The sequence below is a fragment of the Pseudomonas sp. Pseusp11 genome (genome assembly GCF_047304405.1).
Classification (GTDB): Bacteria; Pseudomonadota; Gammaproteobacteria; order Pseudomonadales; family Pseudomonadaceae; genus Aquipseudomonas.
In genome coordinates this window covers 1-17056 of record NZ_JBGLZF010000040.1, presented here as the reverse complement: position 1 = coordinate 17056, position 17056 = coordinate 1, and the positions used below count along the sequence as shown (strand labels likewise).

The 17056-nt window shown below is 55.4% G+C and carries 13 protein-coding genes; 4 read left to right on the top strand and 9 right to left on the bottom strand.

Going from position 1 to position 17056, the window contains the following annotated elements; translation table 11 throughout:
* Window positions 1-10: 10 nt before the first annotated feature.
* The 6 genes from ACCC96_RS24610 to ACCC96_RS24585 all read right to left on the bottom strand — a co-directional run bounded on the left by ACCC96_RS24610 (window position 11) and on the right by ACCC96_RS24585 (window position 9271).
* Window positions 11-1663, bottom strand: coding sequence for a DNA cytosine methyltransferase (locus ACCC96_RS24610; protein ID WP_413697160.1), 1653 nt, complete (start codon window positions 1661-1663; stop codon window positions 11-13).
* Between the two features lie 172 nt (window positions 1664-1835).
* Window positions 1836-2750, bottom strand: a complete 915-nt coding sequence (locus ACCC96_RS24605) for a PD-(D/E)XK motif protein (RefSeq protein ID WP_413697159.1) — start codon at window positions 2748-2750, stop codon at window positions 1836-1838.
* Window positions 2743-3441, bottom strand: a complete 699-nt coding sequence (locus tag ACCC96_RS24600; RefSeq protein WP_413697158.1) for a hypothetical protein — start codon at window positions 3439-3441, stop codon at window positions 2743-2745. The genes ACCC96_RS24605 and ACCC96_RS24600 overlap by 8 nt, the downstream gene beginning before the upstream one ends.
* Entirely contained in the window at window positions 3438-4397 is a 960-nt protein-coding gene (locus ACCC96_RS24595) for a hypothetical protein (protein WP_413697157.1), read from the bottom strand. Before ACCC96_RS24595 ends, ACCC96_RS24600 begins: the two co-directional genes overlap by 4 nt.
* Window positions 4394-6439, bottom strand: a complete 2046-nt coding sequence (locus ACCC96_RS24590) for a hypothetical protein (protein ID WP_413697156.1) — start codon at window positions 6437-6439, stop codon at window positions 4394-4396. The genes ACCC96_RS24595 and ACCC96_RS24590 overlap by 4 nt, the downstream gene beginning before the upstream one ends.
* A gap of 3 nt (window positions 6440-6442) precedes the next feature.
* Window positions 6443-9271 carry a Z1 domain-containing protein gene (locus ACCC96_RS24585; RefSeq protein ID WP_413697155.1) on the bottom strand — a complete coding sequence of 943 codons (2829 nt, stop codon included), beginning with the start codon at window positions 9269-9271 and terminating at the stop codon, window positions 6443-6445.
* A gap of 468 nt (window positions 9272-9739) precedes the next feature.
* Between ACCC96_RS24585 and ACCC96_RS24580 the strand changes: the two genes are divergently transcribed.
* Both ACCC96_RS24580 and ACCC96_RS24575 read left to right on the top strand, forming a co-directional pair.
* Entirely contained in the window at window positions 9740-10159 is a 420-nt protein-coding gene (locus ACCC96_RS24580) for a very short patch repair endonuclease (protein WP_310659617.1), read from the top strand.
* A 388-nt stretch (window positions 10160-10547) separates the two neighbouring features.
* The gene (locus ACCC96_RS24575) at window positions 10548-11057 is read left to right on the top strand and encodes a Bro-N domain-containing protein (RefSeq protein ID WP_413697154.1); all 510 of its coding nucleotides are present in this window, start codon (window positions 10548-10550) and stop codon (window positions 11055-11057) included.
* Between the two features lie 269 nt (window positions 11058-11326).
* Here ACCC96_RS24575 and ACCC96_RS24570 read toward each other — a convergent pair whose 3' ends face one another.
* Window positions 11327-12793, bottom strand: coding sequence for a DNA sulfur modification protein DndB (locus tag ACCC96_RS24570; protein WP_413697153.1), 1467 nt, complete (start codon window positions 12791-12793; stop codon window positions 11327-11329).
* Window positions 12794-13096: 303 nt separating this feature from the next.
* On the opposite strand from ACCC96_RS24570, the gene ACCC96_RS24565 reads away from it, so the two are divergent.
* Entirely contained in the window at window positions 13097-14086 is a 990-nt protein-coding gene (locus ACCC96_RS24565) for a hypothetical protein (RefSeq protein WP_413697152.1), read from the top strand.
* A 3-nt stretch (window positions 14087-14089) separates the two neighbouring features.
* Here the strand turns inward: ACCC96_RS24565 and ACCC96_RS24560 are convergent, their stop codons facing one another.
* On the bottom strand, window positions 14090-15280 hold the full coding sequence (locus ACCC96_RS24560; RefSeq protein ID WP_413697151.1) for a hypothetical protein: 1191 nt from the start codon (window positions 15278-15280) through the stop codon (window positions 14090-14092).
* 103 nt (window positions 15281-15383) lie between these two features.
* Complete coding sequence (locus ACCC96_RS24555; RefSeq protein ID WP_413697150.1) at window positions 15384-16211, bottom strand: sulfite exporter TauE/SafE family protein; 828 nt, start codon at window positions 16209-16211, stop codon at window positions 15384-15386.
* 112 nt (window positions 16212-16323) lie between these two features.
* On the opposite strand from ACCC96_RS24555, the gene ACCC96_RS24550 reads away from it, so the two are divergent.
* The coding region (locus tag ACCC96_RS24550; RefSeq protein ID WP_413697149.1) for an AraC family transcriptional regulator at window positions 16324-17056 on the top strand (733 nt) is incomplete at its 3' end.

Genomic DNA, 17056 nt, shown 5'->3' with positions numbered 1-17056 from the left:
TTTGCGCAGGTCATTTACCCATAACTTCTGAACATTCGGCAACCCGCCGACAGACAACATCATAAACAATTTTCGCGATTTTGTTTGCCAACAATGGCGGTACCGCATTACCCACTTGGTGGTATTGCTGGGTTCGATTCCCTTCGAAATAATAGTTGTCTGGGAACGTCTGAAGCCGCGCGGCCTCGCGAACGGTCAAGCTCCGACATTGCGCAGGGTCGTAGTGAATAAAGTAGTGCCCATCCTTCGAGATATGACTAGTTATAGTAGTTGCAGGAAGCCCTGCAAGCTGCACCCTGAAACGGTCACTAAACTTACCGCTTTCCCAATTCTTGTGAGCGGGAGCGAGACCAGGAAGAGAAAATTGCTGATGACCTTTGGGCGAGTATTTGTTGTGTTCAGCAAAGGTACTCGCAAACGCATATCGCCGCAGGTCCGACAGCATATGACTGCGGGCATCGTGACTCATCCAATATTTGATATTGGGATCCTGATACCAAGCATCCAAGGATGGTATACCTGTATTACCTTGACCCTGCTCCTTTTGCACTCGTTCGCCACCTGAACTCTTTGGCGCATTGAAAAGTGCTTGACGAGTAGCTCGCAGAGGCGCGATCAGTTCGCCACTTTCAAGTTCCGCGTGACGCAGCAAATCATCTACTTCGTCAGCAACAGCCTGATACCAAGCTTCTTGAGAATCCGAACGCTTTGACAGCTTGCTTCTAAGCTTGGGCAGACCACCAATAGCTTGCCTCACCGATACCGGGTCGGTTGTTTTCAAAAGGTCATGGGGCGGAACATTACCGTGCTCGTCGAGCGCTATCCCCAGAAGGATGACACGATGGCGAGCTTGTGGAATTCCGTATTTTTCTGCTTCGATAATAAAAGACTTGGGATTTACCCTGCCCATGCAATCTGCAGAGCTGAACGACTCTTCGGAAACCAGAGAACAAATCTTGTATTTTTGGCCTCCTTCTGCGTTATCCAATGCTTTTGTAGGATCCACCAAATCTTCCAAAATTTGAGCAAAGATCCCTTTACCTCCAACTTTTGAAGACAAGATCCCCTTCACATTTTCCATAACGAAAACAGTAGGGCGATAATCTTTGATGATGCGTAAATAATCTTTATACAGAAAATGCCGATGATCATTCTCGGGAACATAACCCTGCTTGGCTTGGTTTCTGGATCGACCAGCGAGCGAATACGCTTGGCATGGAGGACCGCCAATTAGGACCCACGGACGCCCGTCCTTTTTCAATCTGTCGTTGATGAGACCATTCAATTCCTTGTCGCCCGCATCCGAACCCAAGGTTATTTGCCGTGCCTCCTGATCGGCGCGGCTCCAGAACTCTGCTGTTTCAGGGGTGCTAGGCTCTGCTGCCTCGCCATTGCAGTATTGGTAGTAACCCTTGAGTCCTTTAGGGTACTCGCGCTTGAGCAAGCGGTAGAAAGCACGCAGTCTAAGCGTCCTCCTAGCGACAGGATCCATTTCGGCAGAAACAATGATATCGAAATGACGGCCATCACCGGAGGATGAAAAACCCTCACCCAACCCGCCAGGGCCAGCGAAAAGGTCGACGATCTGGATCGCGTCCTCAACTGCAACAGCTGGCTCAGCGATCGCCCTCGGCGGGAAAAGAAGGTTCTGGTATTGAGTCATGGGCATCATTGGTCAAAAAATCAAGAATGGCAACCGCGTAGGCAGCCGAGTCGCGACACTCTACCAGGATTAGGACAGCAGCGCACTGCAGCCGCGCTCGCGACGATCACATCCTCAATACAGTTGGGCTGGAGCGTCGAATCGCCACTTGGTACGAAACTAAAGTCAATCTCTAATACGGCTGAGACTTCAGACCGGAAAGATCAACTCTATACTCAAACTGAACAACGCCTTCTGGGAGCACGCCACCTATAAAACTCGCAGGCGTTATTCGGGGAAAGCTGTCATCAACCGTATAGGACCGTGCCTCGAGCAGGTTGTACTCCTCTTTCCGAGCGGAACATCCTGCCTCCATCCCGAGCCGCTGCAACGCGCCCTCCAGCATGGCGGCGTCGACGCCGAGAGCAATGAGACGATCACAGATGAGATCGATCGACAGACCATCATTGACCGGCTCGAACCTGAAGTGGACCAGTTTTAACGGCTTACCGGATGAGGCGGCCAGCTGGAACTGCCCGGAGATGTTGATCACGGCCCCGTAACGGCTGATCGTCGACTTGACCTCGTAATCCGTCGTTGGAGTCTTGATGTCAACTACGCCGCCGAAAGGGCCGCTCCACTCATAGGTAGCTCCTTTGATGACCAGCATTTCCAAGGCCAGCAGTTCAGCAAGCACGTCATAGCCATGCTTGTCGACCAGAGCATTGCCCAGCAAATGCCGCCACCGTTGCCACCAGGCTAACGGGTCTGCCAGCAGCGCTTGACGTACAGCAATCCCGGATTCAACGCTGATCATATGCTCGCAGATCAATCCGAACTCGTTGCGGAGCCATTCAATGGACGACTCCAGCCGCAGGAAGCGCCGATGCTGCCCCCCGACAACCCGCTCCACTGTCCGGAGCCTGGCGCCGGCGAACCCTTCTGAAATCTCCAGGGGTTCGGAGCATTCAACAGCAACACCGAACCTGTCGCTTTCTCGAAAGACCCACGCCGGGCACGCTGCTGGCATCGCCTTGATGGGCAACATTCGGCCGCTCTCGTCAAGGTTGGCAAAGCCTTCCTGGATCTCTTTCAGAAGATCAGTCATGGTCACTATCCAAATCGATGGGCGCGCATCCCACATCGGCAAACAGCGCGTCCACGTAGCCGAACAAACCGCCCTTGCAAAACAGGGGTTCCTTCAACACTATCTGCGCCGTATTGAGCTTCATGATTGCCCTGAACTGATCCTGCGAGGGTTTGCGCAACCGACGCATCTTGAAAATCAGCCGTGTCAGATCAATCCTGAAGCCGCCCTTGCCAGGTCGCTCGACCAGTTGCACTACCGTATCCGTGGTCACACTCTCCAGTACTTTTCGGGTATTTTCCTCGGAGCCCTGCCACGTAAGGTGGACGGTCCACCACATCGCCCGCAACCAGATGCGGCTTCGGCCCTTCCAGTACCGCACAGGTGGTGCGCTGTCCCAACGACTTTTCACTAGATCCGGCAGCACCCGCAGGGAGAGAAAGCGCCACCAGCCATCATCTGCGGCGGTGCGAATATCCATGCCGGCCTCTGCCAATACCCGGTACAGGGCAAGGCCAACTTTCATGTCATAGGCGCCAGGGCCTGAGGCGTTACTTCTCGCTGTGGAGTCATACAGCGAGACGATGGCGAGTAATTGACGGCGGACCTCTTCCATTTCCGGACTGGACATGTCGGGGAGAAACGCATCGCTTTTGACCATCTCTTCAAAGTGGCGCTGCGACAGTTTGAGGTTCAGTGTCGGGAAACTCATGCTGCGCTCTCCAATTCCCGCACCCGGTGATCAAGCCAGCATTGGGTAGATATGAACAACTCCGGAAGTGAGCCTGTTTTCAGATCACCCAATCGAATGAATGAACGAACTGCGTCAGCAATACTCGCGATACCTTCATCGGCATCGGGCGCGCCCAGATACGTATCGAACTGTGCGCCCATGTCTTCCTTAACCTGAGCAATGACCAGCGCAAGCCAGGCTGCGAACACCTGACGCATCAACGGCGATTGCTCGATATTCAGAGCCCGGCGGTCGCGCAATTGTTCGAAATGCGGGTGGGCGTTGTTAAGTACAAGGGCGACGTAGTCGCTGGAGAATGGTTCATCCTGCGGATCGCTCCAGCAAGCTTTTAACTCCCACAATGGCCCCTCTGCACCCAGTGACTCCTCCAGCACAGGGAAAAGAGAGCCGTCACCGTCGATGACAATTTCGATTGGCTGTGCCAAGGAGCCCAGTCGTGCGCCTGGCTGATGCGCAAATCCGGGAACGAATTCTGCCGCGTATCGGCCTAGAAATGCTTGAACCGATAGAAGACCACTACCTCTGAGTGTCCCGGCGGCCAGTTCGATATCGAGTACCACGCCCTTGTCTTCTGCTTCGTGCCGCAGGCTACGAACAGACCCAAGCGTTCGCCAGCAGGAGTCTGCAGATGCCCACTCCAGCGCGAGTAAAACCTCAGCGTCCGTGTTCACCACACCGTCAGGACCGAAGATGGCTTCCAGAAGCGGAGCCCGCTCGATCAAACATTGAACCACCAAAGGATGTTCGGCCGGGTTCCAGTCGCTGTCCTTGCCCAAGGCATATTGATCACCACTCACCGCCGTCGCGCCCGGATCAATACCCTCATCCGACCGGAAGACATAGTTCACTTCCGACTCGCTTCCGCCGCCGAGTGGCGCATTCAGCATTCGGTATAGCGGCAGTCGCGTACTCATTCCGCAACTCCATTTGAATCCGAAATCCGGATACTGATCACCGGCCGTAACAACTTGCCACCGGACTCAGTCATTCTGACGTTAAGCTCCCCTTCCAGAATCAGTCCCGATTGAACAGACGCCGTACCAATCGAGAGTCTGACACCGGTTCCACCGGCAACCTCCATGCTCTTTACAGAAAAGGTCGCGTTACTGATGCGGAGTGACTCCAGTCGAAAGGGGAATGCGCCGAGCCCGCTCTCAAACCATGTATCAAAGGTTATCGGCCCGGCTTCGGAGTCTACAGATACAGTGATCTCCCTCGGCATGTTTGGCTGCACCATCCCCCATCTCAGACACCATTTCATAACGATGGCGGATGCTTTATGCCTGACTTCCACAATCTCCAGTTCGGGCGAAAGCACCGCACCTCCTCTGGATTCTTGTCTAATGGCCGCACGCGGCGCCGCCTTGCCAAACCGCCCATCCCCGCCAAACCCACGGCTAGGCAGTACGAGTTCGGCAAGTTTGCGTGACATCCGCATCAAAGGTTTTACGGTCACACTGGGCTGGGGCGGTACGCCGAAATCCTTCAAGGCCCGGCCACACTGAGCACGAATCTTCTCAACGACTCGCCCTCCGTTCACGTCTACCCAAGCGGCATGATCCGCACGCTCGCAACTTCTCAGATACCCTTCGAGATTCTGTATGGTCGAGCGTAGCCCTCTGGCTTGGGAGGGTAGGAGCTCCTGCCCCGAATCTGGCAGAAAGAGCGCCATAACGTATCGGCCGTCCGCAAAACCAGTGAGCCCACCGGCCCAGCCTCGCGAATCGATATTGTCATCCCAACAGACGTTCATTCCAGGAGAGCGCATGAACGTCACTATCGGACGATGGGGTGCGCCGCAGTCTGCCTTGGAGAAGATGCAGGTTTCCGGGCTAGCCACGTTGTCTGGCGCATCCATCTGCAACTGGCTAGGTGTTATCGCCACGGCAAGCAGCCAGCCCGCCGGAGCACTACCCACGAACTCACCGCGCAATTGAATAGCTCTGCAGAGTACATCATCACTCTTGACGCCTCTGGCCGTCAGATAATCTACCTCCTCAGGCGCCTCTCCTATCGCTCGGTCGTACAGGCACTGACTCACCCGGAATGTTGGCAACATGTCCTCGCTGGCTATCTCCTTGCCGTTCACCGATGCACTCAGATGTCTACCACTGGCGAAGAAGGGGTTATCCAGCCGCGCACTGAACCAGCGCTGGATCGCAACATTCACGTAATCTTCGTAACTGCTGTACCACCATGGCGCCGGCCTGCCCTCTTCGTCGAACACCGGCAGCAGGTTGTCCTTGAGCAATGGAATGATGATTGCCGTTCCGGTCGTTTTACCGGTGAACGGCCGGGCACCCAATGCCTCCAGGATCTCGTGGATGTGCTCCGGCGCCGTGATCGCTCGCAAGCTGTCATTCGCCCCCCACCAGGCAATGCCCGTTTGCGTCTTGCTCTGCAGGCGGTCGAATCGGCTTTCATCCTCGACAAGCGAAGCTACCAGCCGCTCTTCATACCCTTCGACCGTCTTGATCCGGCTGTAGTAGATGACCAGACCAGCGCCCATGCGGAAGTAACAGGTTTTGCCCAAACCCCATGAACCTCCCGCCCCATCATCAGCGCGAGTCCTGCCGATTTCGAACACGAGCTTCAGGAAATTGCCATGCTGACAGTTAGCTTCCACGCTGTCGAAGCTCATCGGCCCTGTCAGCCCCTCAGTGTCTGAATCGCGAATTTCAAGCAGTTTCGGAGTACGCGGATAGCGTTTCCCAAGCACCTCCAAGTTCAGCCCTTCGCTGAACGTGGAGGTAATGGCGCCCAGCGAGTGCTCGCGAATATGGAAATCCACCGAAATCGGCAGTGCCTGATTACCGTTGCGCCCTGCGTCGAGCGCATTCTGAACAGATTCGCGTACCAGCAGGTCCAGCAAAGGCGTTTCTTCGTTCTGCAGCGCACGGAGCAGGAACGCACCGGACTCCTGCATCGGCTGCAGTTGGAGGCTGTAATATTTCATGGGTCAGATCACGCCTACCGTTTCTTCAAGGTTATTTTCCGATGTAATGAAGTTATCCGGAATATCGACCGTCACATGAGTGACGTAGTGCTTCTTCTTGCCTTGCGAACCCGGCAGATAAAGGCTGATACCTAAAATGTGTGCCTTGGCATTGAGTGATTCCCTCACTCGGCGCGGCGCAGCGGCCACCTTTGTAGGAGGTTCATACTTGCTGTCTTTGTCGATGAGATAAATCAGCAGTTGAGGTACTGTTCCGACACCACCTTTGCTGCGAAGCTCCGCCACTTGGGAATTACTGAAACCTGCTTTCGAAAGATCACTCTCTTCAAGGCCGCGGGCGTCCGCTAGTAGATCCTTAGGATCTCGCAGCGCACCAATCGACACGCCATCATCCGAACGTTTATCAGCGAAGCGGCTACGGTTGATCCGACCTACAGCTTTGCCAGAAATTTCCCAGCTGTTTTCCGGCTTCGGTGAGCTGCCAGCTACTACGACGTTCCATTTCGTGTAGCCAGCGTTTTCAGCGTGCTCACCGAGCCATTTCAGAAACGCTTTTATGTCGGAGAAGAACTGATTCCCAGGATGAAACGACAGGTCTGCCAAATAATCGGCTACCCGACTTACGTCAACTTCACGCCAGACAAGACTGTGGGCCCCTTTCAATTTGGACTTTTCGAGGTCGGCACCTGCCGAACTCAAAAATCTATCAGTTGATGACAAATTGGCTTCGAGCACCACGGCAGCATCCTCGCCGTCATGGAAAACGGTTGTTTGCCGATTAATTCCCGAAAAGTCGAATGCCGCCTCGATCGCGCGCTGCATCTTGCTCGCACCTGTCGGACGAATCCAGGCCAAGCTCGCATGTACACGCACGCGAGGCCCGAAATCCTCAGGCTTGGCGCCGCCATGCATGAAGCGCTGCAGATCGTCACGAAGCTCCTCCTCCGCGACTGTCATGAACTCGTACTTTGCTCTCGTATCATCGGACATCCAGATGCGCGGCAACAGCTCATAGCCTTTGCGGTAACCAAACCAGCGCCCCATCTGCATGAGGGAATCTGCTTGCGCCGAGCCCCTAAGGAAAAAGGTGCTGACCAGATTTTCAATCGTCAGCCCCCGGGAAAGCGTACCGCCGCCGATAACGATGAACGCCGTACAAAAATTCAGGCCTTGCGACGCGTCAGGATAAAAGAGCCGCCGGACTTCGTTCTCGTCGGTCACCCCATTATTTGCGCAGTTATCGACACACACGTGGATACCGCGGTGGTACGTCCGTTTTGAGTCCGCATCCAGCTGAATGGCCGTAACCATATCGAGAAGTGTCCGGATTTCTGCAAAGAAATTGTCAAACGGCGGCAGCTCGCTAATCTCGGAGAGTCGTCCGTAGTCGTGGAAACGCTCGACAAACTGCGCAACATCCAGATCTGACGAAACCCTATCCCACACAGGCTTGAAAGTGTCGGCCAATTGATCATCATCATATGATGACCAAGCTTCGAGCGCTGCCTGCACCGCTTCACTCATGTAATCATGATGAAGCTGCCTTGCGCTGGTATGGATCAACATGCTCACGGGCTTTGCGGCGCCGGACAATCGCATCACTGCCACGCAGCACAGGTACCAGATCAGGCTTTCTTCCAGCGCGTGAGGCAGGGTCAGATCTTCCCCTTTGTGAAGGCTAGCAACCTGCTCTAGGTCCTTGTCAGTGACTTCACGAACGATTCCGAGCGGCTCCTTCTCATTTTCGGTGTAACCGAAAATCTGCACGGGCCCGAAATGTTCGTCCGCCTGCGGCAGAACCGCTATGAAATCCGTTGGATACAGGGTATCGCCAGGGCCCTCATTGAGAAAGTTGGCGGCGGGAGTGGCAGTGAACGCGACGTAATTCACGCACTGCAACGGCAAACTGATCAACTGCAGGATAAGCCCGTTGATGACCGTACGCTCTGCCTTCGAAACGTCATTCGAATTGATACCCGCCTGATCCGCTTCGTCATCAATAACCACAAGCCGCATCTGCGACATCCCCAACGGGTGTGCCTTGATCCAATCAATAAGATGTTTCAGTCGAGCCGGGTTCTTCAGGCAAACAACAAGGTGACGGTCTCTTCGTCCTGCATCGAACTGCATGTCCTGCGCACGAGCACCATAAGGGCTGTTCCTCGACGGATGCTCGATCGACTTCCAACTGACGTTACCATCATGCTGGAACAAGTCGCCGACCAGACGCTTACTGGTTTGTACCCGCAGGTTCTCGAGCGTCCCGGTCAGCACGACGAACAGGTTCCATCGATAGTCGGCCGCCATGGAAATCAGGCCAGCCATGTTGGCTGTCTTGCCTGACTGTACATGCCCGACCACCAGCCCTTTTACAGCCATGCGATCTTTTGTGGTCAGACGAAGGCGCTGGAGGACGCGAACCGCAGATCTCTGAATATTATCGACCGAGGTTTTCTTCCAGCCCTGCGCGATGAGGTATTTTTTGTAGAGCTGCCATGCGCTTCGAGCGTCTTGCGGAACTGCCATACCCGGCTCGGCCTCTTCCGCCCCTACAAAGACCAAGGGTCTCGTCGCGGCGACAGATTGCTGTTCCGCCTGCTCCTTGCGCCGAACGATTTCCTTCCAGCATTCAAACCGTTCTTCTGGGCTATTGCCCAGCGAAGGCCAGTCGTCCATTTCCTCCTGCGACAGAAACCAGTCATTGACCTTCTCAAGTGACTCTCCCATCCGGCCGAGCCTGGCGATATCGTCCCAGCCCCTTCCTTTCAGGCGCCAACCATCAATGAACGCGCGGCATTTGTCGTACGCTGGGTCAATACTGTAATCAGCCATTAGCATCCCTACTGTATTCGGAAGAGAACTCGAATCAGGAACATCGCCTGCATCCAAGTCAGGGGCAGGAATAGTGGCACAGAGCCGGCTGCCTTACAAAACCCTGTTATCAGGCGGTCGTGAATTACGAGTCCGCTCTTGCTTGCATATTTTTCATCGCCATCAGACAGCGATATCTGTTCAGCCTTTTCAAAGAGCCGTTAAATTATCTGCTAAATACACTCTTGCCAGAGGTCGGGAGCCGCGTGCGTGAGAATTCAGCATAAGCGTCCGGGCATCCCGTCTTGCGTAACTAGGCCGGTTGCCAGCGATGCGGCAACAGTTCCCCTATTTCTTCACTCGCCCGTTGCGTCGCCAGGCGAGTGAGGACATCCTTCAATTTTGGAGGTCGGAAGGCATGTTTGCTGTTCGCTTACGAATCTCGATCAAAAAATCGAATCAATGGACTAGCGCGGGTGACTACACTTGATGAGTGCAGACATCGTCTCCCCAGAACACCGCTCCAAGATCATGTCAATGATCAGGGGTAAAAACACGAAACCCGAAATGGTTGTGCGTTCGGTGTGCCATGAAATAGGGCTTCGCTATCGTCTGCATCGTAAAGATCTGCCAGGTGCGCCTGATCTGGTATTTCCCAGACATCGATTATGCATCTTCGTCCACGGCTGCTTTTGGCACCGGCATCCTAACTGCAAATATGCGTATACACCCAAAAGCAGACTCGACTTTTGGCTTCCTAAACTCGCGAAGAATGTTGAGCGGGACTCGCAGGTTCAGGAAAAGCTGAAGGCACTTGGGTGGAAAGTCGTAGTTGTTTGGGAATGCCATACCAAAGACAGAGAAGTCCTACGCAATGAAATCCGTTTCGCATTCGGTTTGAATGCGTAAACCTACGTGCATTTAGCAAACAGTCGATGATCAATTTTATAGGGTTGACCATGCTGCTTTGACACCCTAGGCTTCAGTTTCGGCGCCTAAGAAACGCCCCAACCAGAGCGGTGTCCGCACCCGACAGTCATGCGGCTTTTTTTCGTCTGCGGTTTCTCTACGCCTGCGAGAAAATCCCCGTTATGTCGGGAGTGGGCGAATACAAGACCCGAAAGGGGAATATGTCCGGCCCGTCTCTGGTGGGTTTCTTAGCTCCCGACACCCATAACGAATGCCCTAAGAAAGCAGCCAGAGGTAAAGGAAATGCCTGAATCCCCATCCTTCACGATGAAGGAAAATTGCCGTACCCGCAGATCGAATCCCGTGCTTCCGCTTCAGGAGGTACGCCATGTCTGAACCGCTCATATCAACCCTTTTCACTCGTCACAACATCCACCTTCACGCCCTTCTTGTGGAGAACCAGGCCTGGTTCTGCGCTCATGACCTAGGGCGTTTGATGGGCAAGTACCTCGATGAACGCATGTCGCGCAAGCTCGATGCTGATCAGAGGCAGATGATGTTTGTCTACGCCCATGGCGCTGCGGAAGAACGCTTGATGGTGAGTGAATCAGGTGTTTACGCGTTGTTGGTTTATCACTACTGCCCTGAGTATCGATTACTACGCGAGTGGCTGACGCATCAGGTGGTGCCTGCGTTGCGTGATGCTCGACCATCGCGGGCGGTCGAGCGTCCGACGTTGAGCGTGCTGGATTGGCCTCAGATGTCGCTCAGCATGCTGCACTGGCAGGATGAACCCTGGATTCGGTTGCGGGATATGCCTTGTGTGTTGGCTGATGGTCCATTCAATCGGTGTGAGTCTTGGTGGCGGAAGGCTTCTAGGGTGTTGCGCGGTTTTTGATTGTTCGTCGCCTGTATAAAAAATCCGCTGTTTAAGGTTTAAGCAGCGGATTTTTATGTGGCATCTTTACTAACTCTTTCGACTTGGCCTGCTGCGCCGCTCCGACAGCCTATGAAGAAACTCTAGAACGCCACGCGGGCATCAAAAATGAGCGGGGAGTGATCTTAAATCTTGCACGAAGCGCTGTGAGATTATGATCTCCGGCAGATCATTCACTGTAAGTAAAAAAGAAGGCTGGCACTCTTGCGCTAGCTTCCGCCCTTCCAGCTTTATGTCCGTCGGCTCGGAAGCCCTGCCGCCCAGCGGATCATGTCTGCGAGAATCGGAAAGATGTCGTTATGCTTCGCCCCGAAGCGCATAAATCCCCCGCCCTGTATCGATCCAATGTCTCGATTCACGCCTTGTGTTTCCTCAGGGAGATAGTCGACCAGCGTGCCCAGACCTGCATCCAAACGCTTCCCGTCGGTTAAAGAATAGAAATTCCACATCGGGTTTTGGTGCGAGAAGTCAATGCTCGGGATCTTCTCCAGGAGTTGCGCGAACTGTCTATCCGCATCGGCCGGACGACGGTTGCTAAAGTTCAGGTCGTAGGTGATCTTGGCCAGCGCTTTCAAAATAACCGGCTGTGCAGCAACCGTCTTTTCCTTCGCCCTGTGGTTACCGAAATCCGGAATTTCCACAATACGGCTCCATAGGTTCAAAACCACCTCTTCACGCGGCTCGATGACTGCAGGAGTGGCTCCGGCAACATTCCCCTTGTTTAGGAAGGCGATAGCGTTTACCGCAGCCATTTCCTTGAGAACGAGTGCTCCGGAGTCTTCGGACCAATCTTTAGCCTCGGCTTCTGTGATCGTGATCCCGAGTTCGCCCGCCAGCTTGTGCTTGATGAAGTGGGTGATGGGGTTCGACCCATCGAACTGGAAGGCCAGTGATGCATCAACCTTCTTGCCCAGACGGTTTAGATCATGGAAGAGCTGTCGCTCCTGATCTATATCAAGTCCCAAGTGCACCTCGACAGTCAGCGTGGCATAGGAGCGGGCGGCCTCATACGCTTCATTCCAGACGAGCATTTCCTCCTCCGAAACCTGCTTGCCTTTCTCCACGAAGAGGACCGCCCCTTTGCCGGGATACTTGCCTGTCTGTCGAACCTGTTCTAGGAAGGTCATCACCATGTCGGCGGCGTGACGGCGATGCTGTCCATCAACGACCCAGAGGATGTGGCGCTCCGAAAGGAAAACCTTAAAGGCCGCCGTCTCGCCAGCACTGGTTTCAAGGCGAAAACCGCGAATGCCGCCTGCTCCATTGCCGCCCGGAGGCACATTGCGGATGTTGCAAACGAGTGGCTGGAGCGAGAAGTAGGGTTGCTCACCGAGCATACGAAGGATCGCGTCAAATGCTTCCGGAACCGGTTTCCCTGTGGCGGTGCGTCGTATCTTTGCTGCAGATACGAGCCCCTTCACCATGTAAACCGAGAGTTTTTTGGCGTGGTTCTCGTCTAGCGTCCTCTGGGCGACTGGCCCAGTTTCGCGATTGTTTGCGACTGCCGATATGTCGGCGAATTTCCGGAAAGGTACAGACATCGTAAATACCCGATGCCCCAGATTGTGACCGATGAACACTTTGAAAGGCGTCTCGTTAACGTCTCCAGCATCCGACAGTATGTCGAGACTGTCGAGGCTCTGCGGGGTGTTCGAGCCAACGAGGGGAATAGGTAGTTCGCCAACCTTTGGGTACATAGCTTCACCTTTTGTATTTGAGTATTCCGCTTGCGTCTGTTTTTCATTCCAGGAACACAAAAATAATCACCCTTGGCATCAAGAAATGTCAACAAATATCACTCCATGGGATATTATTTTTTTATCCGAGTGGGTCAGGCTATTGATTTTTAAGCCTTTGCCTACACGCTTAATTGTTGATGCAGGGCATTGCGAGTAATGCCTCGCTCCTACCCCGGTTTTGCACCGCGTTGAAAACAGTCAGTGCAACCCGCCCCGCCTCCCGCTATTAATACCCTTCCCCACTCAAGGACCCGAGCCCCCATGAAATTCGACCTCGCCTACTGCCTCAGCCTCGACGACAAGCTGTCGATCTATGACGTGCGCGATTTGAATTTCGACGAAACCATGGAGTTCGATTCCGCCAAGGAGCATTTCCAGTGCCCCAACGATGCCTGCCGTTTGGCGTTCGATGCGGCCAACGTGTTGGGGACGTTCAACGCCAAGAATGTGAATTACGTGCGCACGCCGCACTTCAAGAACATGCCCAGCACGCGGCATGTGGCGGATTGTCCTTATGTCAGCCTGAAGACGCCGGCGTCGGGCCTGGAGACGGACGGTACGGAATCGGATGACGGTCGGGAGGAGCATTTCCCGTCGGAGTTGTTACTGACTCGGCGTGAGTATGTGCGTAAGCCGTCGAACCCGGCGGTGGCGGCGGATGTTATGCGCGATGACCCAACACCCACTTCAGCGGCCAGTAACGTCGAGCAGCCGAGCCGGGAGTCGGCGCCGGACAAGACCAGTGTCTTCGCCCATCCGGTGGAGTGTTTTGTGTCGAACTTCGCGGACAAGGAGCTGCTCAAGCGCATGCCGCTGAAGATTGGCGAGCACACGGCGCCTTATGGGTCGTTCTTCAAGAAGATCGAGTATCTGCAGGACAACAAGGGGCTGATTTACTGGGGCAAGATCAAGGAGATCAAGGATTACACCCAGAGCTTTCGCATCGATTTCGAACAGAAGGTCTGGTTCAAGCAAGCGGACGAGGCGAAGAAGAAGCCTTATTCGGTCAACGTTTACCTGAGCAAGAAGCTGATCGACAACTACCGCAAGCGCAAGGCGTTTCTGGAGGAGATCAAGCACGCCGTCGACAGCGAAGCGGAGTTGTATTGCTTCTTTTATGGCGTGACGCCGGAGTTGAAGCAGGTGCCGAGCAAGAAAAACCCCGAACAGACGTTCGGGGTGTTCAGTGCCAACATCGAGAACCTGGATCACTTCATCATTCGTGAAGCGCCGGGGTTGGCAGCAGGCTAAGGATTAGTTGTGGGGCAGTTCGAGTTTGACCGCGCCGGGATGTTGCTTGACCACGGCGTACGGCAGCACTGACCAGCCTGGGTCATCGCAATTACGTTGTACGCGGGCGAAGTACGGTCCCAGGTACAGGCCTTTGGCGGTGAAGTGCCAATTGGAATAACCCCAAACGCTTTCGTCGGTGTAATCGCAGCTGTCCTCGTCAGCCGGCTTCTGCATTTCGTCGGGGTACAACGCGGTGAATTGCTTGATCAGCCATGGTACGAACACTTCGCGCTGATAGGTGAATCGTGCCTTGCTCTCTTCCTCGGTCAAGGATGTATCGCTCGCGCCGTCGCGGTCGGCGTGCAGCAGTGGCTTGCCGTTACCCACCCACAGCACGTCTTCCAGCGACAGGCTATGGCCGGTGTGAACGTCGAGGTTGATCGGCGAATTGCCAAAATCCGGGTGAGCGCCGCCGCAGCTGTAGCCGGTGGAGATGTTCAGGCTGACCACATCGGGCGATAGGAATTGGGGGGCGACGCCTTGGTCGAACTCGGCATATTCCCCACCTCCCAGCAAGCAGCCGTGGTAGTTGATGACTTCGCTCCAGAGCCGCTCCAACAATTGCTGATTGACCCGCTGCTGGTCAGCTTTCGGGTAGCCGGACTCGATGCTGAACATGGAGAGACCGGACGCGGGCTCCGTCCACCATTGCAGGTCGTAGCCCATGAAGGACTCTTTCTTGCCCGGTTTGAGTTTCAAGCCTTGCAGGCGCAGATATTCGTAAGGATCGCTTTTCGGCAGCGCGGCGATGAAGGGCAAGGCGTCTGCAGCCGGTGCCGGGAGCTTGGCCTCGGTCAATTGCATTTGCAGAACTTTGCCCTTGGGGCCTTTCCATTCGCCTTGCCAGCCGTTGGCCGTTTCTTGCAGCTTCAGGGTTGGCTGGGGTTTGTCTTCACCGTAGCGGTTGTTGCCTTCGGTTAGCGTCAGGGTCTCTTCTTGCAGCGAGCCGCTCAGCTCCAGGTCGCGATGGTATTTCTCATAGAAGTAGCGGCCGGTGACTTCGTCCGGCTGGTTGGTGTTGAGTTCCAGCACGATCGGCATCTTGCCCAGGGTGCCGGTGAACACTCGTCTCCCGTCCTCGGCATGAGCAGTGGAACACAGCATGAGTAACAGCGTGGCGACTGGCGCCAGGCGTAACAATCCTTTGAACATTGATCGATCCCTGAATGAGTCGGAAGCCGCGCCGGGCAGGTTGCATGCGGCGCAGGTTGAACGGGGGACGGATTATGGCGAGGTTGCAGGGGAGAATCGAGCCTCACACGCCCCACTTCGTCGCCATGCTGAGCATCACCACCACCAGCAAACCAATATAAACCCGCGCATGCACCCGATCCGGTATCCGCCCGATCCACGGCGTGGCCAGCCGAATCCCCACCAGCGACCCAACCGTCAGCAGCGTAAACGCCAGCGCATCCACATAACCGATAAACCACGGCCCCAGATCAAACTCGGTAAACCCGGCCATCGCCATATAAGTCAGCGTTCCGGCCACCGCAACCGGAAGACTCAATGGATTAGCCATGGATGTGGCTTGCGACATGCTGAGGCCACAGCGTCTTAGCAACGGCACGGTCATGACGCTGCCGCCCACCCCAAGAAAGGTGGCGATAGCGCCAATTCCCACGCCGCCGCCAGACACTTCTGCCCCGCCCAATCGCCGTGGGATCACAGCATCAGACGGTGTAAGAAAACCGCGTCTGAACAAGCAATCCAGAATGGTCACGCCCAGGTAAACGATGAAGGCAGAACGGATCAGCTCACCACTCGCCCACATCGCGGCCGCAGCTCCGACGATCGCGCCCAAGCCGATGAACCCGCCCAACGGCCACAGGTAATGGCGGATGAGATTGCCCGTGTGGTGATGTTTTCTGGTGGCGATCAGTGCATTGACGATCATCACGCAGGTCGAGGTGGCTACGGCAATGTGCATCGCCGATTGGCCGATGGGATCGTCGATGCCGTGGCTGGCCGTGAGCATGCGGTACAGCAAGGGCACGACGACAAATCCGCCGCCGAAGCCGAATAGCACAGCGGTGACGCCGGTCATGCAGCCGAAGAGTGCCAGCAAGAGGTAGAAGAACATCGCGCATCGTCCGTGGGTTGAGAGTGGCCGACGATAGAGCGACGGGGCTTGGCCTGCTTCAGCAAGTAAGCCAATAATGTTTGCGTTTACGCCAACCGCTGGGTGCCGCTCGATGCGCAATGTTTCGATTGATCTGCTGGACGACACGCCACGGCCGGTGGTGGCCATCGGTACGGATTATCCCGACGGTCATCGGTTGCCGCGCCATACCCATCGACGGGCGCAGTTGTTGTATGGCGCCACGGGGGTGATGCAGGTGAGCACGCTGGACGGCAATTGGGTGGTGCCGCCGCAGCGGGCGGTGTGGATTCCGCCGGGGGTGGCGCATGAGGTGTTGATGCTGGGGGTGAGCACCCGCAGCGTGTATATCGAACCGGGGGTGGTTGATCTGGGCAGCCGCTGCCAGGTGATCAGTGTTTCGCCGTTGCTGCGGCATTTGTTGATGGAGGCGGTGGAGGTTGCGCTGGAGTACGACGAGGCCGGGCGCGATGGGGCGCTGATCGACTTGTTGCTGCATGAACTGGCGCGCAGTGCTCCCCTGCCGTTGCACATTCCGCTGCCTGTGGATTCGCGGCTGCTCGGGTTGTGTCAGACGTTTCTCCGGCAACCGAACGCTCACCAATCGCCGCAGCAATGGGCCGATCAGTTGCACATCAGTTTGCGTACGTTCAATCGTCTGTTCCGCCAACAAACCGGGCTGAGTTTCAGCCAATGGCGGCAGCGGGCCTGTGTGGTGCTGGCCTTGGCGCGGCTGGCGGTGGACACACCGGTGACGCGCATTGCCCTGGATTTTGGCTATGAAAGCCCGGCGGCGTTTTCGACCATGTTTCGTCGGGTGCTGGGGC

What these genes read in the sequence shown, in the direction of transcription:
- ACCC96_RS24575 (WP_413697154.1), top strand. Translation starts at nt 10,548, where the DNA reads ATGTCTGAACCGCTCATATCAACCCTTTTCACTCGTCACAACATCCAC.
- ACCC96_RS24590 (WP_413697156.1), bottom strand. Translation starts at nt 6,439, where the DNA reads ATGAAATATTACAGCCTCCAACTGCAGCCGATGCAGGAGTCCGGTGCG.
- ACCC96_RS24595 (WP_413697157.1), bottom strand. Translation starts at nt 4,397, where the DNA reads ATGAGTACGCGACTGCCGCTATACCGAATGCTGAATGCGCCACTCGGC.
- ACCC96_RS24600 (WP_413697158.1), bottom strand. Translation starts at nt 3,441, where the DNA reads ATGAGTTTCCCGACACTGAACCTCAAACTGTCGCAGCGCCACTTTGAA.
- ACCC96_RS24580 (WP_310659617.1), top strand. Translation starts at nt 9,740, where the DNA reads ATGAGTGCAGACATCGTCTCCCCAGAACACCGCTCCAAGATCATGTCA.
- ACCC96_RS24560 (WP_413697151.1), bottom strand. Translation starts at nt 15,280, where the DNA reads ATGTTCAAAGGATTGTTACGCCTGGCGCCAGTCGCCACGCTGTTACTC.
- ACCC96_RS24605 (WP_413697159.1), bottom strand. Translation starts at nt 2,750, where the DNA reads ATGACTGATCTTCTGAAAGAGATCCAGGAAGGCTTTGCCAACCTTGAC.
- ACCC96_RS24610 (WP_413697160.1), bottom strand. Translation starts at nt 1,663, where the DNA reads ATGACTCAATACCAGAACCTTCTTTTCCCGCCGAGGGCGATCGCTGAG.
- ACCC96_RS24555 (WP_413697150.1), bottom strand. Translation starts at nt 16,211, where the DNA reads ATGTTCTTCTACCTCTTGCTGGCACTCTTCGGCTGCATGACCGGCGTC.
- ACCC96_RS24565 (WP_413697152.1), top strand. Translation starts at nt 13,097, where the DNA reads ATGAAATTCGACCTCGCCTACTGCCTCAGCCTCGACGACAAGCTGTCG.
- ACCC96_RS24585 (WP_413697155.1), bottom strand. Translation starts at nt 9,271, where the DNA reads ATGGCTGATTACAGTATTGACCCAGCGTACGACAAATGCCGCGCGTTC.
- ACCC96_RS24570 (WP_413697153.1), bottom strand. Translation starts at nt 12,793, where the DNA reads ATGTACCCAAAGGTTGGCGAACTACCTATTCCCCTCGTTGGCTCGAAC.